The following is a 25113-nucleotide window of genomic DNA, read 5'->3' as shown; positions in this document are numbered from 1 at the left end:
CAGTACCCATCGAACCCAAAATCAAAACATAAGACTGAATGCGGACTAAGGCCTTATCTAACAACATCAATGTATGAAGAGATAAAAGTGGCTAACTGGATTTATGATTTGGTTGGAAATACGGCGTGAATTTGCTATTTTTCGATCAATACAAAGTGCACTGCGACTATAGCAATCAGATTTTTGTTTTTTTCTACAGGCGCATGTTTAAGACCAGTCTAGTAACTCATCGTTTGGTTAATCTGATGAAGTTGCTAGGATAAGAGTGAACATTTTGTTAACAATTGAGAGGCAACAAATGGATAATAGCAAGATTATTAATAGCGTTATTGACTCTAAACTTGTTGAGAATACATACAACGATGCGCTTTCTCCAGGACTTAAAGAACTGGGTAAGGTTGGCGCGGATTTAGTCAAAACAGCTCGACTTTTGCTTGCACCATTACAGATTGCTGCAACCTTTCAGGATCGTCTGGAACGTTTATTACGTGAAATGAATGTACGCATTCCTGAATCTCGAAGAATCGAAGTAGCTCCTGAGATTTCTGGTCCAGCCATTGAATCTATGCGTTTTATAAAAGAATCTAGTCCTCTATGGGATTTATTCAAAGAGGTATTATTTAAATCTGCCGACCAAAAGTATGTAGAGCTTGTTCATCCATCATTTGTGCAAATAATTAAACAATTGACCAGCGATGAGGCTTTGTTGCTTCTTAAATTGGATGTTGAACCTTTTCATCAGGTATATACACAGGATCTAAATTTACAAGAAAATAGGCTTGAGAATAGAGTAATTGAAAGTTCGACTATACCGTTAGACGATTTATTATCTCCGGAATCTATGGGGATATATTATTCTCATCTTGAATCACTCTCTTTAGTAACATGGCCCGTTACAAAACAAGATCCAATTTTTGTGAATGGAGTTCAGACCGGTATTCGTTGTTTTAGTGAAATTCACCTTACTGATTTTGGCAAGTTGTTTGTTTCAGCCTGTATTCCATCTACAGATAGTTGATCTGTTCCCTGTTGATTAACATATTGTGATTTGAGTAATGTCCCTAGTTTGGCATAAAAACCAATGTCAGACTAGCTTTGGCTCAGTTCAACAAGAGCCTCAATTCAAGTATTAGTCAGTACATTCAAAACTCTTCTAATAAACTTCGTAATTTAACCCTATTGTATAACTATCATTTGATAGTTTTGTTCTGCAAATTTTCTTTATTCCTAATTCCTTTGCAATTGATAATAAACACTTAACTTGATAATTAGGCATTTTTTCACCAATACAAAGTAATTCAATATGCTCAGGGTTGTACTTGAAAAGCCTGTTCCCCTCCATTGAAATATATCTAACTTCTTGCTCATACTCCCAGTCTTTATTTTTAGATGAAGTTAACTTACCAATATGTTTAAACACCTTAAGTTCATTTTTTTCGACATAAAGCTGGTTAGATAACTCAACTAAATTAACAACCGGATAATCATTTATATAATCTATTTCATATGGCCCCGAAATCATTTCTTTTTTTAGTTCACTATTTACATCACAGAAAATGTCATCTCTAAATTTCAATGCAAACCCACGAAGGCCATTACCGTAATGTCCCCACATAAGCCTACTTGTTAAAGGGCTTAGCAAGTCGTTAGATTGATTTCCATCAGAAACAAAGCAGCAAGCTCCGCCATTTGTGTAGCGCTCAACAACAGTATTAAAGGCATGCCTAGCTATCCTAAGAATTTCATTCTTAAGTATTTCACCTTTATTCAGTATCATTATTTCTGTGAGTGCATCTAATGTCTCATTAGAGTTTTTTAAATTCAGAAACCTATTCAACCCTCCTGATGAATTCATAACTTTAATCAATTTAACCATATTAGAATCTGTCAGCTCTCCATCTATTATTTTAACCTGTCCCTCAAATGGATCATTGAAATCACAGACCTTTGAGAACCAGAGGGAAGAATTATATAAGGAGGATAGAGAGTTATCATTTAAAGAGAAGAATTTATATAGCATTCCGCCGTCTCAGCCTTTACCTATTGAATTTCTTCTACATGCTACACAAGAATGAAGATGAATCACACAATGGCGATGTTTTTTTAAGATTAAAGAAATTTGGGCTACTTCCTTTAAGCAGTGTAGCTCATGAGCATGTAGACGTAAAACTATAAGAAACTGATGCTAGACACCCTATAGCGCGGGTGCTGATAGTGTACCACGACAATATTAGATAAGATATAAAAATGAATAGATATGCGATAGTTTGAATAAAATAAAGATGTCACTCAATTTACCCTCAAAATCACCCTACACAAAAGCGCCTCCACGCCACACAGAGAGGCGCTTTTTTATTCCTCCTCCGATGATACACATTTTATGTCGAAAAGGCAGGGTTGAGCACATGCGTATACAGGGTGATTTATGCCACATATGAGGATGCGTGACACCACCGACCACACCCCGCTGCGCGTGCCCCCCCGCCCCCACGCTGCAATGACTAAATATTCACTTTTTATGCACTTAGAAAGAGACTGAAAACCCAGCATTGGCGCGGTCTGGATAGTGATTAGGGAGTGAATAGAATCATGCGGATTATTGCGCTTTGAACTTGCAGATATGTTGAGGTTAGTTTACTAAACAATTTGAGCAATTATCACTGAATTTTGCGGCGGCCGTTGCGGCTTGCTCTTTTAAAATCGTGACATGGCACAGAAATAAAATCAAGAGCCTTGTGACGTGTCACAAGCAATTAATTTTTAGTTATTGTGACTGACACAATTCGTCGTTGCTGAAATAAAAAGGCCGCTAATTGAATTTTTCATGTGCATATAAATGCAAAAACCGCCAAAAGGCGGTTAGCATATGCATAAAGTGGATTTATTCTTGTTTGGCGAGTAACTCATAAGGTTTAAATCTGATAACTTCCTCTCCCACCCAATTATTTAATTCCATTAGCCGTTCTTGTAATGGTGCTAATTCATTGATGGCAAATACCCGCGCGGCTTTTTCCACATCACCAAAACCGCCGGTATTATTCGGTAGGATCCCCATCAATTGAGGCGGCACTCGCTGCATAGCAAGCTGATCGTCGCGAGTGGTGTTCTTAATGTTCATAAATTCATCTTTGGCGGCCACTTCTGCCAGCGGGATCACTTGGATACCGTCCTTTTTACCCGCTGGGGCATACATAAACAAATTGCGGAAGTTGCCCGGCCCTTTGGACTCTTTCAATGCCTTGCGTAAGGCGTCGATATCCTCCTGCTTATGGGCGGCATCATTCATATACAGGATAAATCCGGCGTGACTGCCATTGAGATAGTATTTACGGCGAAATAGTGTCGCGGCTTCATTGAGCCAGGTCGAGTTTAACGAGGCGAGATATTCAGGAACGCCGTAGATCTCCTGATTAATATCCGGGTCGAGCAGATGAAAAACGCTATTGGCTTCAAACGGGTGCGGGTTCGCATAGGATGAGACATACCAATATGTGTCCGTTTCCACCCCCCGGCGGGTGTATTTGGCTGGGCTGGGTACCAGTTTCATTATGCCGCCCAACCGGTTATAACGGGCCTCTAAAAATGAGTTGGCGAACACCAAAAAATCCAGCGCATAACGGCTAAAATCCTGCTTGGATAGCAGCCGGTGCGGCTCAAACAAGCTAACCAATACATTACGTTTCATGTAGATAGGTGAGCTATGATGTACCGCCGCGCGAAAGGATTTCGCCAGCCCATTAAAGGACACCGGTGGCTCATACCAACGATCCATAACCGCACATTCCAGATAATCCAGAATATCGCGCCTGTCCATCATCGGGATCGGGTCGTCAAAAGTAAACGCTTCGGCTTGTGGTGCGGTACTTTTTACCATTGCCGCAGTATTACGTTTATTTCGCTGTTTACGACTCATAGTGCGGCCCCTTGATTAACTGCCCGCGTCGGCCATTGGCACATGTAAAGCATGGCAAATTCGAGTTCGCTCATTTCTCCCCTGAGTCTGACAATATCTTCCGGGCTGTATAAGCATCCGTTACCGGCGATATCTTCAATGGTGACAATTTGGCTCCATTGGCGATCGTTCTCTAGCGCTTGTTGCCAAAGTGTAAACGCAGCGACGCTAGGGGATGGCGTCGTATAGTACGTGCGGCGGTGGCGCTTATGCATGGATATACCATCGGCCACTTTTAATAATCTGTCTGGATTATCCGCCCAGGCGTATTCACTCACATAGACATTGCCGGAATATCCCGCAGCAAGTGATTTTTCATTAAGAAAGCTGATCTGCGCACCGTTATTCAAGCGTATAAAGTTCACTTCATTGAACTCATCCCTACAAGAATCTGTCACGGCAAGTTTACCTACAGCCATCCAGGTAAGGATATATTGCCACGCTGCACTCTCAGTCTCTTCCCCTGCGCTAAAATAGATTTGGTCACGGCCAGTCTCCAGGGCATCAATCAATCCCTCAAGAGCAAAGAACAGATCCGCCCCCGCCAGCCGAGTTTTAGTGATATTCCGTGTGCGATTATCAATGCCAGCCTTATACCATTCGCGCTGATGATTAAAGGCCCACATATGCATCCAGTATTTTAGGTGCTCAGTATTAGTTTCATCAAAACAAGCATATTTCATTAATAGATCTCCATCACACTGGTGTTATTGCTGTTAATGCCTTCAAGAGGCTCATGGAATAAGGCGTGCATAATGGCCCACGCCACATCACCGTGACTGACGTCTTTGGAGCGGTCAGTCACAAAGGTGGCGTTGCGGCCGCTGGCGGTCATGGTTTTACGGATAGACATAAACGCAGTGGCGATATCAATGCAGCCCGCGTCAAACTCCAGGCGGCCGCCTTGAATGATATTTTTTGCTTTATAAATCAGGTCGGCTTTCATTTCTAAGCTGTAGTGAATGGCGTTAACTGCCGGGAAGAATTGCCGCACTAATTGCGTAACGGAACGGCCCAGCCCGGTATCATCAATACCGATGTAAGTGACGTTATAGCGCTCGGTGATCTTTTTGATATTGCTGGCCTGGTCAGCAAAATCCATGCCTTTCCACTGGTGGCGCTCTAACACCCTGAATTTACCGCCCGCCACCACTGGCGGGGCTATGACGGCACAACCGGCACTGTCGCCGGTGCTGGCCGGGTCGTAACCAATCCACACCGGCCGGTCACCAAACGGGCGCAGTGCCAGTAATTTAACGTCTGACCATTTTTCCCAGCTATCCACCATGCAACGCTGCATTTCGGCCAGCTTGAAGGTGGAGGCGTTATCGTCAATAAAGCCGCACATAAACAGGTTTTCAAAATCTTCATCACTGTTTTCATTGCGTAATTCATCAATATCAAACAGGTCACAACCCCCTTTCAGGGCATCTTCAATGGTGACAATCTGGCGGTACTGCTTATCCTCACACAACCGTCCAGCGGCCAGCCGTGGGTAACTGACGTCAATTTCAATGCGCTTATCTTTAGCCTTTCCCTTGTTAAATAAGGTGCCAGCCCAGAACGGGTAAGCCTCATGTGACGTGCTGGATGGCGTAGAAAAATAGGTGGAGCGGTATCTTTTTTGCGAGGCCATGCCCGATGCAGCGCGGCGCAGCTTCTGAAAGCCGGGGATCCAAAAATATTCATCCAGATAAAGATTGCCGGGACGGCCCTGCGCGGTGCTGGCATTGGTGCCGAGAAAGTGCATTTCCGCGCCATTGGGTAAAATAATTACCTCACCGCGCAAATCAACATCCACCTGGCGCGCCGCGGCAACAATATAGTTTTTGAACTGGTGCGCCTGCGCTTTGGAGGCCGAAACAAACATTTGGTTGCGGCCGGTGTCGAGCGCATCCAACAGAGCTTCCCATGAGAAAAAGTAGGTTGCTCCTATCTGGCGGGATTTGAGCAAATTACGGATACGAAAATCAGGTGACAAACCAGCTTCATACCAGTTGCGCTGATAACCGAACATAGATTCATTGAAAATATCTTTCAGTTTGGCAATCTGCGCCTCGCTGAATACATTTTTTTGCGCGGCTTTACGCGTGCCACTGTTGCGGTTTTCAATATTGGGATTAAGGACGGCCTCGTTACCACCATCATTGTATTTACCAATGCGGGCGTGACGCTCAGCCTGTCGGCCCAGCAAATCAATCTCTTTGTAGTCTTTGGCTTCCTTGACAGGCTTCATTATCAGGCGGCAATATTCCGCCGCCGTGGTCAGTTGCATCTGATCCAGCGGCCCGTAAGCGTCCCACTTGTCGCGGCGCTTCCAACTGTGTACCGTGACCGCTTTCTCACCGATCATTTCCGCAATTCGGGCGATGCGCAGCCCTTGCCAATACAGATACATGGCTTGACGGCGGGGATCTAAATCGGCATTGATAGAAGAGATTTCCATGTGAAATAGCCTGTTTTATTGCTCAATTACCGCAAGGCTACCTATCCACACCCTCTCCCTCCCGCATTACACCTTGTGCCAGCCATAGCACAAGAGCGCCTGATTGTTCCGTTGGTCGCTGGTCGCCAACATAGGTCACTACTATCGAATCAGACCGGGATCAATCACATGCCAATATCCAAGTTTTTCCGTGCCGTCGTTGAGGGGGCAACCAGTGATGGCCGCCATGTGCCACGCGCACACATTATTGAAATGGCTGAAAGCTACAACCCGGCATTTCGTGGTTCGCGCGCCAATCTGGAACACATCAAGAGTGTGTTGCCTGATAGCCAGTTCCGCGCTTATGGCGATATCACGGCGGCCAAGTATGAGGAAATCGCAGACGGGCCACTGAAAGGTAAATTAGCGCTGCTTGTTCAGGTCGATGCCACCGACGATCTGGTAAAACTGCGTCAGGCGCGGCAAAAGGTTTATTCCAGCATTGAATATATTGAGAAGTTTGCTGATACCGGCAAAGCCTATTTGACCGGCATCGGTTTTACCGATGTTCCCGCCTCATTAGGCGCTGAAATGCTGACATTCTGCGCGCAGAGCGAGCATAGCCCGCTGGCATCACGCAAAAGCCAGTCGGACGCCATTTTTACCGAAGCCACCGAAATTAATCTGGAATTTGAAGCCGAGCAGGAACCCAAAACCAACCTGCTAACCACTATCAAAACCATGTTCACCAAAAAACAGACCGGTGATGATGCGCAGTTCAACGATGTGCATCAGGCGGTTGAGTTGGTTGCGCAGCAAGTTGAGGGGAAATTTAGCGCCCTTACCGCCTTGGAACAGAAATTTACCGACCTCAAAGCGGCCAGCGATGCGACAAATCAAGAGCTTGCCACGTTAAAAACCACGCTCAGCAATACAGATCGCAGTTTCTCCCAGCGCGAACCATCAACCGGCAATGACAGCGCCATTCTGACGGATTGCTAAGTCAGCCCGCTTGCTACGTTAAGGATTTAATTTCACATGAAAAAAACGACCCGATTTCAGTACAACCAGTTTTTACAGCAAGTTGCCCGATTGAATAATTTGGACAGCAAAGAGGATATCAGCGCGAAATTTACCGTTGAGCCATCCATTGCGCAAAAACTGGAAACAAAACAGCAGGAAAGCAGCGCTTTTCTGTTAAAAATTAACATGTACCCGGTGGATGAGAAAGAGGGTGAAAAGGTCGGTTTGGGTATCGAACGCCCGATTGCCAGTACCACCGATACCAGCCTGAAAGAACGTGAAGCCTCTGATCCGAGCGGCTTAGATGGCACTCGCTACAATTGCACCCAAACCAACTTTGACACCGCATTGCCTTATCAGAAGTTAGACATGTGGTCTAAGTTTCCCGATTTCCAGACCCGTATTCGTGATGCCATTGTGAAGCGTCAGGCGCTTGATCGCATCATGATCGGTTTTAACGGTACGCATCGCGCGAAAACCTCTGATCACACCGTCAATATGCTCTTGCAAGACGTCAATATCGGTTGGCTGCAAAGTATTCGAGACAATGCACCCAGCCAGGTGATGGATAAAGTGGTTGATGAGCAGGGTGCTGTTATCTCGCCGAAAATCCGCATCGGCAAAGGCGGCGACTTCCATAATCTGGATGCGCTGGTGATGGCGGCCACTGATGAGATGATCCAACCGTGGTTCCAAGAGGATACCGAACTGGTCGCCATTGTGGGCCGTCAGTTACTGGCAGATAAATACTTTCCGATCGTCAATAAAGAACAGCCGAACACCGAAGCATTGGCGGCCGATTTAATTATCAGCCAGAAACGTGTTGGCGGTCAGCCCGCCGTGCGCGCACCGTCTTTCCCGGCGAATGCCATCTTGATCACTCGCTTGGATAACTTGTCTATCTACTGGCAAGACGGCACCCGCCGCCGTTCAATCATCGACAATCCAAAGCGGGATCGCATTGAAAACTATGAGTCGGTCAATGAAGCCTATGTGGTTGAGGATTTTGGCTGCGTGGCATTCATTGAAAACATTGAATTCGGTGATTTCTCCGTCCCAGCAGAAGGTTAATCCATTATGAGCAACCCCGTTCGCCGTCACCGGTTATTTGTGGCGGCTCAACAATCGGATTCACTGAGCGAGGCGGCCACACTGAGCCACGCCAGCAACTACGAACTGTTGTTGTTCAAGCTGCAACAGGATATGGCCCAATTGGGCCGTATTGAGTCGATAGCCCGCAAGGCCGAGGTCAAACAAGGCATGTTACCGACTTATCAGCCGTGGGTGGCGGGGGTGCTGGCGAAAGGGAGCGGTGAGCAGGATGACATTCTGATGCGCATGCTGATTTGGCATCTGGATGTCGGCGACATCACTCGCGGTTTAGATATTGCGGAGTACGCCATTAAGCATGATTTGGTCACGCCAGACAGCTTTAAGCGCACCACCGCATGTCTGATTGCCGAGGAAGTCGCCGCCATTGCACAGCGCACCTTGACCGACCAAAAGCCGCTAGATACCCCGCAGCTATTGCGTACCCAGCAAATTCTCACCGGTCAGGATATGCCGGATATGGTTTGCGCCCGTCTGCATAAGTTTGTCGGTTATGCCCTGCGTCAGGGCGGCGACAACGTTCTTGCGCTGGCAAATTTGAAAACGGCGCTGCAACTGGATGATAACAGCGGTGTAAAAACCGATATCAAGAATCTTGAGAAGCTGATTAAAGCAGTCTCATAACCCTACGCCCCGGCGAGGGCGGCACGGTAGCCAAGTCAGGATATTTTTTACCCTAACAAGGCCACCGTCCACCGCCCGCTTATTTTGAGAGTCTCAGCATGGATATCGTTATTAACACCAATCAGACGCCAGATACGCCAGCACCGGTGGAGCCAGCCGAAGATATTGTTATTAAAAATGACGGTTTCTGGCCGGATATCGACTTAAAGCAGTACCGCGAAGAGTCGCGGCAAGACGGCACCATTACCCAGCCACGGGTTATGGAAGCGGCGCTGTTTGCCATCAATGAAGTGAATAACCGGCTGATGGTCTGGCGCTTAACCCAGCAAAAACAAGGTTATCTCTCGGCGGCTGATGTGCCAGCGGAAAAGCTGAACGATGAAAGCACCCGCATTCAGTTGTACCGCAGCGCGGTGTTTTGCCTGATGCAGGCCCGTTTGACTGATCGTTTTCGCGGTTTTGATACCACTGGCGCGGGAGGGAAGCGGGCCGATTCACTGGAGCCGACCATTGACAATTTACGCCGTGATGCTGCCTGGGCGATTAACGATATTCAGGCTATCAGCCGTATGACAGTGGAGCTGATTTAGTGCGCATTCTGGCGCAGCAGTACGACACTGTTGACGCGATGTGCTGGCGCTACTACGGCCGCACTGAGGGTGTGACAGAAAAAGTGTTGGCGGCTAATCCGGGGCTATCCGATATCGGGCCGTTTTTACCGCACGGTTATCCGGTGGAAATGCCCGAAGTGAGCACCGCAACCACCACGCAAACCCTGCAACTTTGGGACTAATTGCATAATTCCCCACAAGGGGGTAACGGACATGAAGATGCCAGAAAAAGATCCAAGTTGGATAGGTGCGGCACTGGCCTTTTATTCCGCCCATTCCACCATGATAAATGGCTTTTTTGTCGCCTTTATTGTGGCGTTTCGTCGTGTGGTATGGGGCGGTGGCAAGTTACGTGAAGGCATCGGCGAGGGCGTGGTGTGTGGGCTGGTCGGCGTCAATATAGGCCCGGTCATTTCCCCCATGCTGATCCGACTTATTGATGCTATTCCCTGGCTGAATGGTGCATTAACCGAAGTCGCCGCTGGGAAAGTAGAAATCTTTATTAGCTGCCTAATCGGGCTGATTGGCTTACAAGCCATTCGTGAACTGGTATTCAAAGTCATCAACAAAAAGGCGGGAACCACGGATGCAAAACAATAAATTCATTTTCGGTAAGGCCAGCGAGAGCAATCTGATCGGCGTGCATCCTGATTTGGTCAAAGTCGTGCGCCGCGCCCTAGAACTCACCCCCATTGATTTTAAAGTGATTGAGGGCCGCCGCACAATAGAGCGCCAGCGTGACCTAGTCAAAGCCGGTGCCAGCCAGACCCTAAACAGCCGCCATTTAACCGGCCATGCGGTCGATATCGTGCCGTTACCGGACGGTAAGATCAGTTGGGAATGGAGGTATTTTTACCCCATGGCTGACGCCATGAAACAGGCCGCCGCCGAGTTGGGGATCGCCGTGGAATGGGGCGGCAATTGGACAACCTTTAAAGACGGCCCGCATTTTCAATTGCCCGCTCGTCAATATCCGGGCTAATCCATGTCAATTATCAATACAGCCCCACTCGCCTGGACAGTCGCCGCCGTCTTATTGGTTGCCGGTAGTGTACAAACCTACCGTTTATCGGAGGCCCGCCAGGTGGTGATTGATATGCAAGCAGCCGAAACAGCCAGTAAAAACGGCCAGCTTATCGCCCTGGCACTGACCGCCAATGCCAACAATCAGGCACAGGCGCGGTTACGCCAACAGGTTGCTAATGCGGATCAGTTGCTGGCGCAACGCAGCAACCAGCTTAAGAGGTTATACCGTGAAAATGAAACGCTACGCCATTGGGCTGACACTCCCCTGCCTGATGATATTATCCGGTTGCGCCGACGGCCCGCCCTCACCGGGGCCGAAGATTACCGTCAATGGCTGTCCGACAGTCACGCCCTGCCTGTTTCCGGCGGCTAGCCCACAAACTAACGGTGATTTAAACGACGATATCGACCAATTAGAAGCGGCTTTGCACGCTTGTGCCGCGCAGATTGATACTGTTCTCATTTGCCAGCAAGAGGCCGCTTCCGATGCTAAAGCCTGACTCCTTGCGCGCCAATATCATGAAAGCCGTGCCGTACATCAAGAAAAACCCCGATTGCTTGCATTTGTTTATCGACAACGGGGCCATTATTGCCACACTGGCCCCGTCATTATCCTTTGAATATCAGTACACCTTAAATCTGGTGATTACGGATTATGCCGATAATTTGGATTTGATCATTGTCCCTATCCTGCATTGGTTGCGCACAAACCAGCCGGATATCATGGCAAACCCAGATAAACGGCCAGATGGTTTCACCTTTGAGGTGGATTATTTGGATAATAAGCTGCGAGATATCAGTATTGATCTCAAGCTCACCGAGCGAACTATCGTTAAAGAACAAGACGGGGTGTTAACCGTGACTCATTTGGATGAGCCAGTGCCACCGGAATATTTTGTCAACAGTTACAAAGTGAACGTTGACGGTAAAACCGTCGCGGAGTGGGCCGAGTGAGTGACCTGCACGAATTAGACCAAACATTATCAATCTTGCTAGCGCAATTATCCCCACAGGCGCGCGGCGCATTTATGCGTCAAGTCTCTAAAGAACTGCGCCAGCGTCAACAAAAGCACATTCAGGCACAACAAAATCCTGACGGATCTCCATTTGTGGCCCGCAAGAAAAAGCGCCGTGATAAACAAGGCCGCATCAAGCGTAAGATGTTTACCAAACTGCGCACCGCCCGTTTTATCAAGGCCGAATCCAGCGCCGATGAGGCCGCCGTCACCTTTAGCGGTACGGTCAATAATTTGGCCAGGGTGCACCACTACGGCTTGCGGGATAAAGTCACAAAGAACGGGCCAACAGTGAAATACGAGCGCCGCCAATTACTCGGCTTTACTGACAGTGATATCGAATGGATAGGCGATTTAGCGTTAGAGCATATCGCTAAATAGTCATTGTTATCTGTGTTGGCCGCCTTGGTTAAACGAAATAAAAATAAGCTGCAGTACAGATAGATGTGACGATGCTCCATGGTCTGCGATCCCTTTCCCTTGTGCCATCCCTCACACAAAAACCATCACATGCCCCGCGCGCCCGTAGGCGGCAAACTGACCGAATGAATATCCTTATTGCTGGCCTCAAGCGCCTCTTGGCTAACATTATCCGCATTGGCATCGTCTCAGACGTCGATCTTGCTAGCGGATTATGCCGAGTCAAAATCGGCAACCTTGAAACCGATTGGCTCAATTGGTTAACCCTGCGCGCCGGTCGGGTGTGTTTTTGGTCTGCCCCCTCCGTGGGTGAGCAAGTCATGGTGCTCAGTATCGGCGGTGAACTCACCACCGGCTTTGTGCTGCCCGCCATCTTTTCGGATGCCAATCCAGCCCCGTCACAATCGGCTGATGCCATCGTGATCACCTTTCCTGATGGTGCGCGTTTTGAGTACGAACCGGAAACCAGTCATTTAGCGGTAACCGGAATAAAGACTGCGGCAATCAATGCCAGTGAATCAATCAATGCCACCGCCCCCAATATTACCAATACCGCCTCAATAAAAATCACGCTGGATACCCCTATTGTGGAGTGCACCAAACATCTGACTACCTCCACCTTAGAAGTTAAACAAGGCGGCAAAATGAGCGGGAATATTGAGCATAGTGGCGGTAAGTTTTCATCTAATGGTGTGGTTGTCGATGAGCATGACCACGGGGCAGTGCAGCGCGGCGGGGATTATACGGCGGGGATTAAATGACAACTTATCAATATATCGGCATGGATTGCTATAGCGGTTTAGCCATCGGCGATATTGACCATATTCGCCAGTCAATCAGCGACATTCTGACTACGCCACAAGGCACGCGGGTAATGCGCCGTGATTATGGCTCGCTATTATCAACCTTAATCGACCAGCCTCAGAATCCCGCCTTACGGCTAAAAATGATGGCCGCTGTCTATGGTGCGGTGATGCGCTGGGAACCGCGCGTTACCCTAAACGCCATCAGTATTAGCACGCAGATTGACGGCAAAATGATCGTGGATTTAACCGGCAGCCGCACAGACAGCAATAACCGGTTAAGTCTGACCGTGCCGCTAGGGGGCCAATAATGCCGACTATCGACTTAAGCCAGTTACCGGCCCCGCTGGTGATTGAATCACTGGATTTTGAAAGCCTGTTTACCTTACGCAAAGAGGCATTTATCGCCTTATATCCAGCTGACCAACAAGACGCGGTGCGCCTAACATTATCATTTGAGTCGGAACCCATCGTGAAACTGTTGCAGGAAAGTACCTACCGTGAATTGCTGTTGCGCCAGCGTGTCAATGAGGGGGCGCAGGCGGTGATGGTGGCTCATGCGATGGGTAGCGATTTAGATCACCTCGGCGCGAATAATGGTATTGAGCGATTAACCATCACGCCAGCCAATCCAGATGCCATCCCGCCCACTGCCGCCGTGATGGAGTCTGACGACGATTTCCGGGTACGTATCCCGCAAGCCTTTGAGGGGTTGAGTGTGGCGGGGCCAACCGGCGCGTATGAATACCATGCACGTAGTGCTGACGGCCGCATCGCTGACGCCTCCGCAATCAGCCCGTCCCCCGCTTGCGTTACCGTCACCGTGCTATCCCGTGAGGGAAACGGTACGGCACCACAGGATTTATTGAATAAAGTCTTTGCCGCACTGAATGATGAGAATGTGCGGCCAGTTGCCGACCGATTGACGGTTAACGCCGCTGATATCGTGGAATACCAGATTGACGCCACGCTCTATTTTTACCCAGGGCCGGAAGCCGAGCCTATCCGCGCAGCATCAGAAGCCCAATTGCAAACCTATATCAGCACTCAGCGCCGATTAGGGCGCGATATTCGCCTTTCCGCTATTTATGCCGCACTGCATGTTGAGGGTGTGCAACGGGTCGAACTGGCCGCGCCGATGGTTGATGTGGTACTGGATAGGACGCAGGCCGCTTATTGTACCGGCTATACCTTGACGGTGGGCGGCTCTGATGAATAAACGCCTGTTACCCGTTGGCTCTACACCACTGGAAATTGCCGCCGCGCAAGCCTGTGCGCGCATGGCGGATATTGAGGTGCCATTACGCCAGCTATGGAATGCTGACACCTGCCCACTGGAATTATTGCCATATCTGGCGTGGGCCTGGTCAGTGGATCGCTGGGATGAGAATTGGCCGGAAGCGACAAAGCGCGCCGTCGTCAAAGCCTCTTACGTCGTGCATAAACGCAAAGGCACCATTGGCGCGATCCGCCGCGTAGTGGAGCCGCTCGGTTATCTGATCCGTGTGATTGAGTGGTGGAAAACCAACGAGGCACCCGGCACGTTTCGCCTGGATGTAGGTGTGCTGGAAACCGGTATTACCGAAGAAATGTATCAGGAATTAGAACGCCTGATTGAAGATGCCAAGCCATGTAGCCGCCATCTGATCGGCCTGTCAATTAATTTGGATGTAAATGGAATCATCCCCATCAGCGCCGCCAGTTATGACGGTGACGAAATGACCATTTACCCCTACCTACCCGAAACCATTACCGTCACCGGCCAGAATTACACTGGCGGTGTTGTGCATCTGATTGATGATATGAGAGTGAACCCATGACAGTGAAATATTTTGCGCTACTGACCAATTTGGGGGCGGCCAAGCTGGCAAATGCGGCCGCTCTCGGTACCCAATTACAAATTACGCAGATGGCAGTGGGTGACGGTGGCGGCGCGTTGCCCACACCTAGCCCGGCACAAACGCAGCTTATCAGTGAAAAACGCCGCGCCGCATTGAATTCATTAAGTATTGATGCGGCCAACAGTAGCCAGATTATCGCGGAACAGGTTATTCCGGAAACGGATGGCGGTTGGTGGATACGTGAAGTGGGTCTGTTTGATAAAGACGGCGTATTAATCGCCATTGCCAACTGCCCGGAAACCTATAAACCGCAATTGCAGGAGGGCAGTGGCCGCACGCAAACCGTGCGCATGGTGCTGATTGTGAGCAGTACTGAAGCGGTCACATTAAAAATCGATCCATCGGTGGTGCTGGCAACGCGTAAGTACGCCGATGACAAAGCAATTGAGGTTAAGCAATACGCCGATAATTTACTGGTTGAACATGAGAAATCACGTAACCACCCGGACGCCAGCAAAACCGAAAAAGGCTTTGTGAAATTAAGCAGCGCCACAACCAGCGATAGCGAAGTGCTGGCCGCTACACCAAAGGCCGTCAAGACGGTTTCCGAGGCGACAACCAAGGCACTGGATGACCACGGCAAAGCAGACAACCCCCATCAGCAATATTTACAGATGGCACAACTGACTGGCGTCATTGGTACTTCACGCAATGCAAAAATGAGCGTTACGGCGGCTTCATCTACAGCCACTTTCACGGCAGATGAATTAATCGTGCAAACGGCGTTAGGTGGGTTTCAGTACAAGCTAACTGGCTTCAACAAAACGATTAACCTGGCGACCACTGGCGCTGGCGGTATGGATACCGGCTCGGTGCCGGTTACTGGATTTGTCGCGCTGTATGCGATTTACAACCCATCCACTCAGGCGTCTGCATTGCTGGCTGTTAATACAACACCTGTGTTAGCTCCGGAGGTTTTGTACGGTATTATGCCGCCAGGATATACAGCCTCGGCATTGGTTAGCGTATGGAGAACAGCGAATAGTCAGTTTGTTATTGGGTACCAGGCGGATAGAAGAATAATTACGCCAGTTGTACCGGCAACAACATCAAATAGTTTGCCTGCAAATTATATTGCCATCGGTCTTGCTGCTATTGTTCCTGTTAATGCTAAATCGGTTAATGGTTGGGTAGGAATAACGACAACAGGCCCGGCAAACAATCAGATTTTTGTCGCATCATCAGCGACAGGGATTTATGAGCATTTGATCCAGTCGGCTCCGATAACAACATTAAATACGCCTCTACCAGAAATCCCCCTCATCACCCCACAGGCGTTTTATTATAAGGCGGCCTCAAACGGTGCGGTGTCTCTATTTGTTATTGATATAAACGGGTACACGTTCTAAGAGAGGAAATAATATGCATGTTCAATTTGCAGATGCGGCTGAATCAGTGATTATTGGTTGTTTCTACTGCCAACAAGATCCAATTTATTATGAATTTCTCGGGGAGGTTGAAGTAAACGATCCCCGCTATATCAGTTTTTATGAGTCAATCCCAGAAATGGGAAAAATAGGAATGGTGCCGCCAGTCTATCCTTAATATCATGCAGTGGTTGCTGCTACTATCGCGGTAGTAGCCGCCCTTTTCTTGTGCCACCTCTCACACAATCCCCACTAACTGCCCCGCGCGTGACAATCCGGCATCATAGCGAATGAACGCTTAACCGGAGAAAACGCATGTCTGCAACCGATTACCACCATGGTGTGCGCGTCATTGAAATTAGCGAAGGCACTCGCCCGATCCGCACTGTCAGTACGGCGGTGGTCGGGATGGTCTGTACCTCCGATGATGCTGACGCCACCGTATTTCCATTAAATACCCCGGTATTACTCACCGATGTGTTAGCCGCCAGTGGCAAGGCCGGTGAAACCGGCACATTAGCCCACTCATTGGATGCTATCGGCGACCAAACCAAACCCGTCACTATCGTTGTTCGTGTCGCTCAAGGCGAAACCGAAGCCGAAACCACGTCAAACATCATTGGTGGATCCACGCCAGATGGCCGCTACACCGGCATGAAAGCGCTGTTAGCCGCACAGGGCAAGTTTGACGTTAAACCCCGCATCTTAGGTGTACCCGGTCATGACACTAAAGCGGTAGCCACTGAACTGCTTTCTATCGCTCAAGATTTACGCGCCTTTGCCTACATCAGCGCTTATGGTTGTAAAACCAAAGAAGAGGCCATTATCTACCGCGATAATTTCAGCCAGCGAGAGGCCATGGTGATTTGGCCGGATTTTCTCAGTTGGGATACGGTCACTAATGCTGAGGCTACCGCCTTTGCGACTGCACGCGCCCTCGGATTGCGTGCCAAGATTGATAATGATGTTGGTTGGCATAAAACACTGTCTAACGTTGGGGTGAATGGCGTCACCGGTATTAGCGCAGATGTGTTTTGGGATCTGCAAAACAGCGCCACCGATGCCAATTTACTTAACAGTAAAGACGTCACCACGCTGATCCGCAAAGACGGCTATCGCTTCTGGGGTTCCCGCTCCTGCTCTGATGATCCGCTATTTGCCTTTGAAAATTACACCCGCACCGCACAGGTATTGGCTGACACCATGGCCGAGGCGCATATGTGGGCTAACGATAAGCCGCTTACGCCGTCACTGGCAAAAGACATCATTGAGGGCATTCGCGCCAAAATGCGCGAATTGAAATCATTGGGCTATTTGATCGATGGCGATTGCTGGTATGACGACAGCGTGAACGATAAAGACACCCTGAAAGCGGGCCGCCTGTTTATCGATTACGACTATACGCCAGTGCCACCACTGGAAGATTTAACCCTGCGCCAGCGCATTACTGATCGCTATCTGGCTAATTTCGCCGCCGCCGTTAACAGCTAAGGAGCTTAATTATGGCCTTACCACGCAAACTTAAGTTCCTGAATGTATTCAATGACGGGAACAGCTATCAAGGGGTGGTTGAATCGATCACCTTGCCAAAACTCAACCGCAAATTTGAAGAGTTTCGCGGTGGCGGCATGAATGGCAGCGCCAAGGTCGATTTGGGGCTGGCTGATGGTGCGTTAGATGTCGACTGGACACTCGGTGGCATTGAGTCCGAGATTTATAAGCAATGGGGTGTAACCAAGGTTGACGGTGTATTGCTGCGTTTTGCAGGCTCCTATCAGCGCGACGATACCGGCGAAACCCACGCGGTAGAGATCGTAATGCGTGGCCGCCATGAGGAAATTGACGGCGGTGACAGCAAGCAAGGTGATAACACCACCACCAAGATTTCCACCAAAAACACCTACTACAAATTGACGTGGGACGGCGAAGTGCTGATCGAGGTCGATATTGTGAATATGGTTGAAATCGTTAATGGCGTAGACATGTTGGAAGCCCACCGCCGCAATATCGGTCTGTAACATGGCGAATATCGTCGCGTGGATTATTTCGCACCTTATTTCATTTCTTATCTTTATTTTTATTTGGAAAGTCATCATGAAAGTAGACAAAGCAGTCACCGAGGCCGCAACAGGGATTGATACCACTGCGCCGGAGCAAGACAAATTTAACGTAATCACTCTGGATGTGCCTATTGTTCGGGGCAATACCACCATCACCGAAGTGACCGTTAACAAGCCCAACGCCGGAGCACTGCGCGGGGCTAAGTTGCAAGCGCTATTAGATACTGATGTTGACGCCTTGATCCGTGTGTTGCCACGCATCACTACCCCGAATCTGACCGTGCCAGAAATTAGCAATCTTGATCCGGCTGATATCTATGCGCTGTCTCAGGCGCTGGCGATTTTTTTCTTGCCGAACTCGGTCAAGTCCGACTACCTGAGTGCTTAACCGTTGATGATTTGGTGGCTGATATTGCGGTCACCTTCCATTGGCCGCCGTCAGCCACCGATCCGATGACGGTCGGCGAACTTTTAGAATGGCGACATAAAGCCATTATCCGCAACGGGGGCAGTGATGAGTGATAAGAACCTCCGCTTACAGGTTTCTTTAAGTGCCATAGATAAAGTCACCAAGCCATTTAAATCTATGTTGGCCAGCAATAAGATGCTGGCCGCATCTATTAAAAACTCCAAAGAAGAACTTAAACAACTCAATAGCCAGGCGGCTAAAATTGAGGGCTTTCGCAAGAATAAAGTGGCGGTCAATGGTGCCGCTCAGGCGCTGGCCGCCGCCCGCGATAAAGCACGCCAGCTTGCCACCGAGTTAAAAAACAGTGCCTCCCCCACAGCTAAACAGGCTAGAGAGTTTAAGCGCGCCAGTGAAGAAGCCGCCAGGCTTAAGCAAAAATACAATGATTTACGTATTGCGTTACATACCCAACGCACCGCATTACAAAGCAGCGGCATTGCCACTAACCGATTAGGTCAGGCTCAACGATCCCTTAAGGCTAATATCACCAGCACCACCGCCGCACTGACCGCACAGCAGCGCAGGTTAGAACAGCAAGCCCAACAGCAACAGCGCCTCAGTGCCGCCCGTAACCGCTTTGATAGCAGCAATCAGCGCAAAGCCATTGCCGCCGGATTGGGTTACACCTCGCTATCCACTGGTCGCGCGATGGGGCGCGGGATTGAGAACGCCTTGCATGTCGGTTATGAATTTGACGCCATGATGAGCGGCACTCAGGCAGTAACCCGCATTCAAGATAAAAACTCGCCTGAAATGCAAGCTATGCGCCATCAGGCGCGCACCTTGCCTCTCTCTTCTAAATTTACCGATCTGCAAGTCGCCGAGGGTCAATATTATCTTGGTCGTACCGGCTACACCCCTAAACAAGTGGTTGGGGCGATGCCGGGTATGCTGAATCTGGCGGCCGCAGGCGATATTGATCTCGGTACTACGGCGGATATTGCTTCCAATATTCAAACCGCGATGGGTATACCGGCGGAGAAAATGGATCGGGTGGCCGACGTGCTCACCGCTCTGTTTACCCGTAATAACGTGGATATCCCGATGCTGGGTGAGTCTATGAAGTATTCCGGCGGTGTTGGCCGGGAATACGGGCAGAGTCTGGAAACGGTCGCCGCTTCCACCGCCATGCTGGGTAGCGCCGGTATTCAGGGGAGCCAGGCTGGTACCACCATGCGCAGCATCTTAAGCCGCATTGGTGGCTCTAGTACCGTTAAAGATTTAGGCGTTAAGACCGCCGATAAAAACGGCAACATGCGCGATCTGGTGGATATTCTCAAAGATATCAATGAGAAAACCGCCAAGATGGGTAACGTTGAGCGCGGGGCTATCTTTAAGGACATAGCCGGGCAATATGCTGTCACCGGCTTTGGTGTGTTGATGCACGCTGCCGGTAATGGCTCGCTCGATAAGATGCGCGGGCAGCCAGGTGAGTATGACGGCGAGGCGGCTCGCGTGGCTGCTACCAAGCTGGACAACCTGAAAGGCGACATGACAATTATTCACGCAGCCTTGGAAAACGTCAGCGTTGAATTATTTGAAAAAAATGACGCATGGCTCAGGTCTACAGCCAAAAGTATTACTGAATTTATGCATGGTGTGGCTGAGTTCCTCAAGGCTCACCCAAAAATCAGTCTTGGCATTGTGCAAGTGGGTACCGCTATCGCTATTGCGACCGCCGCATTTGGCGCACTGGCGATTGCCGTTGTCGGTATTTTGGGGCCGTTCGCACTACTGCGCTTTACTACCTCAGTATTAGGCATTCGCTTGCTGCCGCGCTTGTCGTTTGGTATGTCCAGACTGGCAAGCACTACCCCGATAACCACCACACAGATCGGCAACTTTAGTCGCTCACTGCTCACCCTGTCTAAAAATGGCGGTCAGTCGGCAATTGCCACCCTTAAAGGGCTGGGTAATGGTCTGGTTAATGTGGTGCGTTCACCGGTTAAATCCGGTATCAGCGGTTTTAAAATATTGGGCAATGCCGTTAGCTGGCTGGCTAAATCCCCGCTTAAATTCCTGCGCTTTGCCCTCGGTGGCTTGTTCGGGATATTAATCAGCCCGATTGGCCTCATTGGTGCGGCCATCGTTGGCGCTGGCTTGCTGATTTACAAGTATTGGCAGCCAATTAAGGCATTTCTCGGTGGTGTGGTGGATGGTTTTATGCAAGCTGCCGCGCCAATCAAAGAGGCACTTAAACCGCTGGGGCCGGTATTTGACTGGATTGGTGATGCGGTTAAAAGCGTCTGGAACTGGTTTAAAAAGTTATTAGAGCCGGTGCAATCGACCACTGCCGACCTGAACAGCGCCGCCGATGCCGGTAAAGCCTTTGGTAAGTTCCTGGCTGATGGCATTGATTTAGCAATGACACCGCTTAAGTTATTAATTTCATCCATTAAGTGGGTATTGGAAAAGCTGGATGAAGTGAAACAGCGCTCCGAGAAAACCCGCGAACTGGCACAAGCAAATCCGGCGGTAGCTGCCGCCGCAGGTAATTACGGCATCACATGGAAGCCAGCCCCCAAGGGCAATAGCGCCGCTGATATCGCCGCGAAATATACCGGCGAATATGATAACGGCGGTTACATCCCATTAGGTAAATTTGGCGTGGTGGGTGAGCATGGCCCGGAAATCATTAACGGCCCGGCGCAGGTCACCGGCCGCCGGAATACTGCCGCTATGGCAGTTGCCGCCTCCATGCTATTTAGCGGCTATCAGGCCGCCGCCGCACCGCTGCATCCCTATAGTTTACCGGCTGCGCAGTACCGCAATCACCACACCGGGCCAACTAACAATGGTCAGCAAAAACAAACTGGCGGCCATCCCGCGCCAATCATCAATATCTACCCGCTACCACAGCATGATGCACAGGATATTGCCCGCGAGGTGGCGCGACAACTTGCGGCCTATAACCGCCAGGTACAAAACAAATCAAACCGCAGCTATCAAGACCATGACGACTAAGGAGCTATAACATGATGATGGCATTAGGGATGTTTGTCTTTATGTTGCAAACCGTCCCCTATCAAGATTTTCAGCATCAAATGGCATGGCGTCACCCGTCCAATGCCCGCTTTGGCTTGCGGCCTGTCAGTCAGTTTTTAGGGCCAGACGAGGAATCAATTACCTTATCCGGTGTGTTATACCCTGAATTGACTGGCGGTAAAGTCTCACTGATGGCGTTACAACTGATGGCAGAAACCGGCAAAGCCTGGTCACTGATTGAGGGGAACGGCGCGATCCACGGCATGTTTGTGATTGAGAATCTTAGCCGTACTAAAAGTATTTTTTTTAGTGACGGGTCGGCGCGGAAAATTGAATTTACCCTCACGCTGAAACGTACCGATGAATCATTAAAAGAAATGTTTGGTGATTTATCTCAGCAATTTGATGATATTGCCTCTCAAATATCTGACACTGCCAGCGGATTATTATCATGAACATGATGGATAGCCTGCTAAATAGCGGCCATAACGCGCCGGATTATTCTATTACCGTGGATGGCATCGATAAAAGCAGCGGCATTAAAAAGCGCCTAATGTCATTAACCCTAACCGATAATCGTGGCTTTGAAGCGGATCAGCTTGATATTGAGTTAGATGATTCAGACGGTCAATTAGTGCTACCACGCCGAGGGGCAAAAATAGCCGTAGCGTTAGGCTGGCAAGGGGCAGCGCTGATTGATAAAGGTACTTTCACCGTGGATGAAATAGAGCACAGTGGCGCACCGGATAAGCTGACTATTCGCGCCCGCAGTGCGGATTTTCGTGAAACGCTGAATGTTCGCCGTGATCAGTCTTACCATAAAACCACCATTGGTGGGATCATTAAAATAATTGCCGAGCGCAATAAACTCACGCCAACTTTAAATAAAGCCATGTCTGATTTAACGGTTGACCATATAGACCAAACCAACGAATCAGACGGTAATTTAATTACCCGCTTGGCGAAACAATATGGCGCTATTGCCGCCGTGAAGAATGGCAATTTGTTATTTATTAAACAAGGCCAATCGAAAACTGCCAGCGGTAAACCGATACCAGTCATGACCGTTATCCGCAGTTTGGGTGACGGCCATCAATTTAGTATGGCTGACCGAGGCGCATATACCGGCGTAGTGGCGAACTGGCTTAATACCCGCACCACGGAAAAACCGGTGGTTAAGGTAAAGCGCAAACGAAAAAGAAAAACAACCGCCGCCACGAAGCCCAAAGAGCCAGAAGAGAAACAAGGTGAATATCTGATTGGCACGGATGAAAACGTGCTGACCTTGCGCACCACTTACGCCAGTAAAAACAACGCACAACGGGCGGCTAAATCGAATTGGGAACGGCTGCAACGTGGCGCGGCGAAATTCTCCATCCAACTTGCCAAGGGTCGCGCCGATCTTTATCCAGAAGTGCCGGTTAAAGTGACCGGATTCAAAAAGCAGATTGACGAGGCCGATTGGACGCTAGTCACTGTTACCCATTCAGTGAGTGACACCGGCTTTACTACCGCGCTGGAATTAGAGGTGAAAATAGATGATTTGGATATGGAATGATGATTTTTAATCAATAATCACGCATAATTATCATTAACACCGACCATAGTCGGGATGATGCCGGAGTCCGGATCATGTTCAATTGCCCTTTATGCCACAGTGCAGCCCATACCCGCAGTAGTAGCCAAATCACCACCGAAACCAAAGAACGCTATCACCAGTGCATCAATGTGAATTGCGGCCATACCTTTGTGACGATGGAAAGTTTTATGCGTTCAATATCAAAACCAGGTGAAATTAACCCAGTTCAACCCCACCCACAAAACGGTGGTCAGGTGGTTATGTTCTGACTACCGAAAATATATTTATCTGCCCTACCTTAATCCTGCTTTCGGCGGGATTTTTCATGGCATCAAAAAACTGGTGCTGCCACCCTGCTGCCATTTTGCTGCCACTTGCCAAATTTCAGGCACAAAAAAACCGCCTCACGGCGGTTAACGACATACTCATACTACTTTGTTTTACTTAGATTTGTTTCCATGGTGCCCGGGGCGGGACTTGAACCCGCACAGCCATAAGCCGAGGGATTTTAAATTGCCATTGGTTTTAAGTTAAAACAATGAGTTAGATATGATATTCATAATATATTAACTTTTTTATGATCTTTATAATCAGCGGGTTATGTCAGACGGTAGCCCGCTATTATGAATCCCTATTGATAATCACCACCACTTTACTGTATAAAAACACAGTTACTTAATGAGGTGTGAAATCATGAAAGTTGAACTGGTTTACGATAAGCGAAACGTGAAAGAGATTCCGGGTGCCAACGAGCTGATCCTGGCTGAACTAACCAAGCGTGTGCGCCGTGTCTTCCCTAAAGCTGAGGTCAAGGTTAAGCCCATGCAAGCGAATGGCATCAATACCGACGCCAGCAAAGGTGATAAGGCCATCCTCAGCCGACTGGTTGAGGAAATGTTTGATGAAGCAGATCAGTGGCTAGTTATCGATATTTAATTGAGGGGGATTTATGCTGCGTGTCGAAGTGACGATAGATAAGCTGAATGCGAAGAGCTTTCCGGTTGGCTACACTAATGCTCTGACAGAAGAGTTAACAAATCGCCTCAGTCGGAAATTTAGCGATTTTGACGTGAAAGTAAGATTTGCGGGCGCGGATGGATTAACCGTTCTAGGTGGGATGCCTGATGACAAAGAAGTGATTCAGGAGATTTTGAAGGAGACGTGGGAAAGTGCAGATGATTGGTTTCAGGCGTGAACTGTCAGTTAATAAAGTAGATGAATAGACCGGGCCATTAAGCCCGGTATTGTATTTATTATACTGGCATCCCTGCCATATCAGTTATGGATAGATAGGCGTAGGTAAACTCACTTGAACATAGTCCGGCATCTTTTCATAAAACACTATGTAGCGGGGGTCATCCACCTCAACTTCTCCCAAGAACGAATAATAAATTGGATCTTGCTGGCAGCAGAAATAACTAATAATGACTGCCTCAGTAGCGTCTGCAAATTGAACATACATAGCATTTCCTCTCTTAGAACGTGTACCCGTTTATATCAATAACGAATAGAGACACCGTACCGTTTGAGGCCGCCTTATAATAAACCGCCTGCGGGGTAATGATGGGGATTTCAGGTAGAGATGCGTTTAATGTTGTTATCTGGGCCGACTGAATCAAATGCTCATAAATCCCTGACGCTGATGACGCGACAAAAATCTGATTATTTGCCGGGCCCGTTGTCGTTATCCCTACCCAACCATTAACCGATTTAGCATTAATAGGAACAGTAGCAGCAAGACC

Annotated in this window: 32 protein-coding genes and 1 pseudogene; 28 read left to right on the top strand and 5 right to left on the bottom strand. The window is 48.8% G+C overall.

Features of this window, described 5'->3' with window-relative positions:
- The first annotated feature begins 298 nt into the window (after positions 1–298).
- Complete coding sequence (locus DJ58_RS21205) at positions 299–1018, top strand: DUF4393 domain-containing protein (RefSeq protein ID WP_032910095.1); 720 nt, start codon at positions 299–301, stop codon at positions 1016–1018.
- 135 nt (positions 1019–1153) lie between these two features.
- On the opposite strand, the gene DJ58_RS21210 is transcribed toward DJ58_RS21205, so the two are convergent.
- From DJ58_RS21210 to DJ58_RS21225, 4 genes are all read right to left on the bottom strand, one after another.
- A complete protein-coding gene (locus tag DJ58_RS21210; protein ID WP_004706408.1) occupies positions 1154–2020 on the bottom strand; it encodes a DUF2971 domain-containing protein in 867 nt (288 codons plus the stop codon).
- Positions 2021–2881: 861 nt separating this feature from the next.
- Positions 2882–3913 (bottom strand): phage portal protein, encoded by a 1032-nt coding sequence (locus DJ58_RS21215; RefSeq protein ID WP_032910094.1) that lies wholly within the window; start codon positions 3911–3913, stop codon positions 2882–2884.
- Positions 3910–4635, bottom strand: a complete 726-nt coding sequence (locus tag DJ58_RS21220) for a terminase large subunit domain-containing protein (RefSeq protein WP_050413871.1) — start codon at positions 4633–4635, stop codon at positions 3910–3912. Before DJ58_RS21220 ends, DJ58_RS21215 begins: the two co-directional genes overlap by 4 nt.
- Positions 4635–6398, bottom strand: a complete 1764-nt coding sequence (locus DJ58_RS21225; protein WP_004706406.1) for a terminase large subunit domain-containing protein — start codon at positions 6396–6398, stop codon at positions 4635–4637. Before DJ58_RS21225 ends, DJ58_RS21220 begins: the two co-directional genes overlap by 1 nt.
- A gap of 168 nt (positions 6399–6566) precedes the next feature.
- Between DJ58_RS21225 and DJ58_RS21230 the strand changes: the two genes are divergently transcribed.
- From DJ58_RS21230 to DJ58_RS21335, 27 genes are all read left to right on the top strand, one after another.
- Complete coding sequence (locus DJ58_RS21230) at positions 6567–7379, top strand: GPO family capsid scaffolding protein (RefSeq protein ID WP_032910093.1); 813 nt, start codon at positions 6567–6569, stop codon at positions 7377–7379.
- A gap of 36 nt (positions 7380–7415) precedes the next feature.
- On the top strand, positions 7416–8471 hold the full coding sequence (locus tag DJ58_RS21235; RefSeq protein WP_032913164.1) for a phage major capsid protein, P2 family: 1056 nt from the start codon (positions 7416–7418) through the stop codon (positions 8469–8471).
- A gap of 6 nt (positions 8472–8477) precedes the next feature.
- A complete protein-coding gene (gene gpM / locus DJ58_RS21240) occupies positions 8478–9134 on the top strand; it encodes a phage terminase small subunit (RefSeq protein WP_004706403.1) in 657 nt (218 codons plus the stop codon).
- A 98-nt stretch (positions 9135–9232) separates the two neighbouring features.
- Positions 9233–9724: a head completion/stabilization protein gene (locus DJ58_RS21245; protein WP_004706402.1), complete on the top strand. Its 492-nt coding sequence runs from the start codon at positions 9233–9235 to the stop codon at positions 9722–9724.
- Complete coding sequence (locus DJ58_RS21250) at positions 9724–9927, top strand: tail protein X (protein WP_032910092.1); 204 nt, start codon at positions 9724–9726, stop codon at positions 9925–9927. The genes DJ58_RS21245 and DJ58_RS21250 overlap by 1 nt, the downstream gene beginning before the upstream one ends.
- Positions 9928–9958: 31 nt before the next feature.
- A complete protein-coding gene (locus DJ58_RS22280) occupies positions 9959–10345 on the top strand; it encodes a phage holin family protein (protein ID WP_071985006.1) in 387 nt (128 codons plus the stop codon).
- The gene (locus DJ58_RS21255) at positions 10332–10727 is read left to right on the top strand and encodes a M15 family metallopeptidase (protein WP_032910091.1); all 396 of its coding nucleotides are present in this window, start codon (positions 10332–10334) and stop codon (positions 10725–10727) included. The genes DJ58_RS22280 and DJ58_RS21255 overlap by 14 nt, the downstream gene beginning before the upstream one ends.
- 3 nt (positions 10728–10730) lie before the next feature.
- The gene (lysB, locus tag DJ58_RS21260; protein ID WP_004706399.1) at positions 10731–11144 is read left to right on the top strand and encodes an Rz-like lysis system protein LysB; all 414 of its coding nucleotides are present in this window, start codon (positions 10731–10733) and stop codon (positions 11142–11144) included.
- Positions 11044–11271 (top strand): Rz1-like lysis system protein LysC, encoded by a 228-nt coding sequence (gene lysC, locus DJ58_RS23760; RefSeq protein ID WP_080544578.1) that lies wholly within the window; start codon positions 11044–11046, stop codon positions 11269–11271. Before lysB ends, lysC begins: the two co-directional genes overlap by 101 nt.
- A complete protein-coding gene (locus DJ58_RS21265) occupies positions 11258–11725 on the top strand; it encodes a phage tail protein (protein WP_004706398.1) in 468 nt (155 codons plus the stop codon). The genes lysC and DJ58_RS21265 overlap by 14 nt, the downstream gene beginning before the upstream one ends.
- Positions 11722–12168 (top strand): phage virion morphogenesis protein, encoded by a 447-nt coding sequence (locus DJ58_RS21270; protein ID WP_032910090.1) that lies wholly within the window; start codon positions 11722–11724, stop codon positions 12166–12168. The genes DJ58_RS21265 and DJ58_RS21270 overlap by 4 nt, the downstream gene beginning before the upstream one ends.
- Before the next feature lie 164 nt (positions 12169–12332).
- A complete protein-coding gene (locus DJ58_RS21275; RefSeq protein ID WP_004706396.1) occupies positions 12333–12968 on the top strand; it encodes a phage baseplate assembly protein V in 636 nt (211 codons plus the stop codon).
- Positions 12965–13321, top strand: a complete 357-nt coding sequence (locus DJ58_RS21280; protein ID WP_032910089.1) for a GPW/gp25 family protein — start codon at positions 12965–12967, stop codon at positions 13319–13321. Before DJ58_RS21275 ends, DJ58_RS21280 begins: the two co-directional genes overlap by 4 nt.
- Entirely contained in the window at positions 13321–14229 is a 909-nt protein-coding gene (locus DJ58_RS21285) for a baseplate assembly protein (RefSeq protein ID WP_004706395.1), read from the top strand. Before DJ58_RS21280 ends, DJ58_RS21285 begins: the two co-directional genes overlap by 1 nt.
- Positions 14222–14830 (top strand): phage tail protein I, encoded by a 609-nt coding sequence (locus tag DJ58_RS21290; RefSeq protein ID WP_032910088.1) that lies wholly within the window; start codon positions 14222–14224, stop codon positions 14828–14830. Before DJ58_RS21285 ends, DJ58_RS21290 begins: the two co-directional genes overlap by 8 nt.
- Positions 14827–16260, top strand: a complete 1434-nt coding sequence (locus DJ58_RS22110) for a phage tail protein (protein ID WP_050413870.1) — start codon at positions 14827–14829, stop codon at positions 16258–16260. Before DJ58_RS21290 ends, DJ58_RS22110 begins: the two co-directional genes overlap by 4 nt.
- A gap of 13 nt (positions 16261–16273) precedes the next feature.
- Positions 16274–16456: a hypothetical protein gene (locus DJ58_RS21295; RefSeq protein ID WP_004706392.1), complete on the top strand. Its 183-nt coding sequence runs from the start codon at positions 16274–16276 to the stop codon at positions 16454–16456.
- Between the two features lie 137 nt (positions 16457–16593).
- The gene (locus DJ58_RS21300) at positions 16594–17769 is read left to right on the top strand and encodes a phage tail sheath protein (protein WP_004706391.1); all 1176 of its coding nucleotides are present in this window, start codon (positions 16594–16596) and stop codon (positions 17767–17769) included.
- A gap of 11 nt (positions 17770–17780) precedes the next feature.
- The gene (locus tag DJ58_RS21305) at positions 17781–18296 is read left to right on the top strand and encodes a phage major tail tube protein (protein ID WP_004706390.1); all 516 of its coding nucleotides are present in this window, start codon (positions 17781–17783) and stop codon (positions 18294–18296) included.
- A 76-nt stretch (positions 18297–18372) separates the two neighbouring features.
- On the top strand, positions 18373–18726 hold the full coding sequence (locus DJ58_RS0121355; protein ID WP_226977631.1) for a phage tail assembly protein: 354 nt from the start codon (positions 18373–18375) through the stop codon (positions 18724–18726).
- Positions 18727–18740: 14 nt separating this feature from the next.
- Positions 18741–18860, top strand: a complete 120-nt coding sequence (locus DJ58_RS0121350; RefSeq protein ID WP_004706388.1) for a GpE family phage tail protein — start codon at positions 18741–18743, stop codon at positions 18858–18860.
- Positions 18853–21771: a phage tail tape measure protein gene (locus DJ58_RS21310; RefSeq protein WP_032910086.1), complete on the top strand. Its 2919-nt coding sequence runs from the start codon at positions 18853–18855 to the stop codon at positions 21769–21771. The genes DJ58_RS0121350 and DJ58_RS21310 overlap by 8 nt, the downstream gene beginning before the upstream one ends.
- Before the next feature lie 11 nt (positions 21772–21782).
- Entirely contained in the window at positions 21783–22247 is a 465-nt protein-coding gene (locus tag DJ58_RS21315) for a phage tail protein (RefSeq protein ID WP_004706386.1), read from the top strand.
- The gene (locus DJ58_RS21320; RefSeq protein WP_032910084.1) at positions 22244–23350 is read left to right on the top strand and encodes a phage late control D family protein; all 1107 of its coding nucleotides are present in this window, start codon (positions 22244–22246) and stop codon (positions 23348–23350) included. Before DJ58_RS21315 ends, DJ58_RS21320 begins: the two co-directional genes overlap by 4 nt.
- A gap of 74 nt (positions 23351–23424) precedes the next feature.
- Positions 23425–23640 carry an ogr/Delta-like zinc finger family protein gene (locus tag DJ58_RS21325; protein ID WP_004706384.1) on the top strand — a complete coding sequence of 72 codons (216 nt, stop codon included), beginning with the start codon at positions 23425–23427 and terminating at the stop codon, positions 23638–23640.
- A 424-nt stretch (positions 23641–24064) separates the two neighbouring features.
- Complete coding sequence (locus DJ58_RS21330) at positions 24065–24307, top strand: DinI-like family protein (RefSeq protein WP_004712479.1); 243 nt, start codon at positions 24065–24067, stop codon at positions 24305–24307.
- Between the two features lie 13 nt (positions 24308–24320).
- Positions 24321–24566, top strand: coding sequence for a DinI-like family protein (locus tag DJ58_RS21335; protein ID WP_004712480.1), 246 nt, complete (start codon positions 24321–24323; stop codon positions 24564–24566).
- A gap of 280 nt (positions 24567–24846) precedes the next feature.
- Here the strand turns inward: DJ58_RS21335 and DJ58_RS23710 are convergent.
- Positions 24847–25113 (bottom strand): annotated as a pseudogene (locus DJ58_RS23710) (phage tail protein); the annotation flags it as partial.

The organism is Yersinia frederiksenii ATCC 33641 (assembly GCF_000754805.1).
In the GTDB taxonomy this organism is placed as follows: Bacteria; Pseudomonadota; Gammaproteobacteria; order Enterobacterales; family Enterobacteriaceae; genus Yersinia; species Yersinia frederiksenii.
This window is presented reverse-complemented; position numbering and strand designations above follow the sequence as displayed.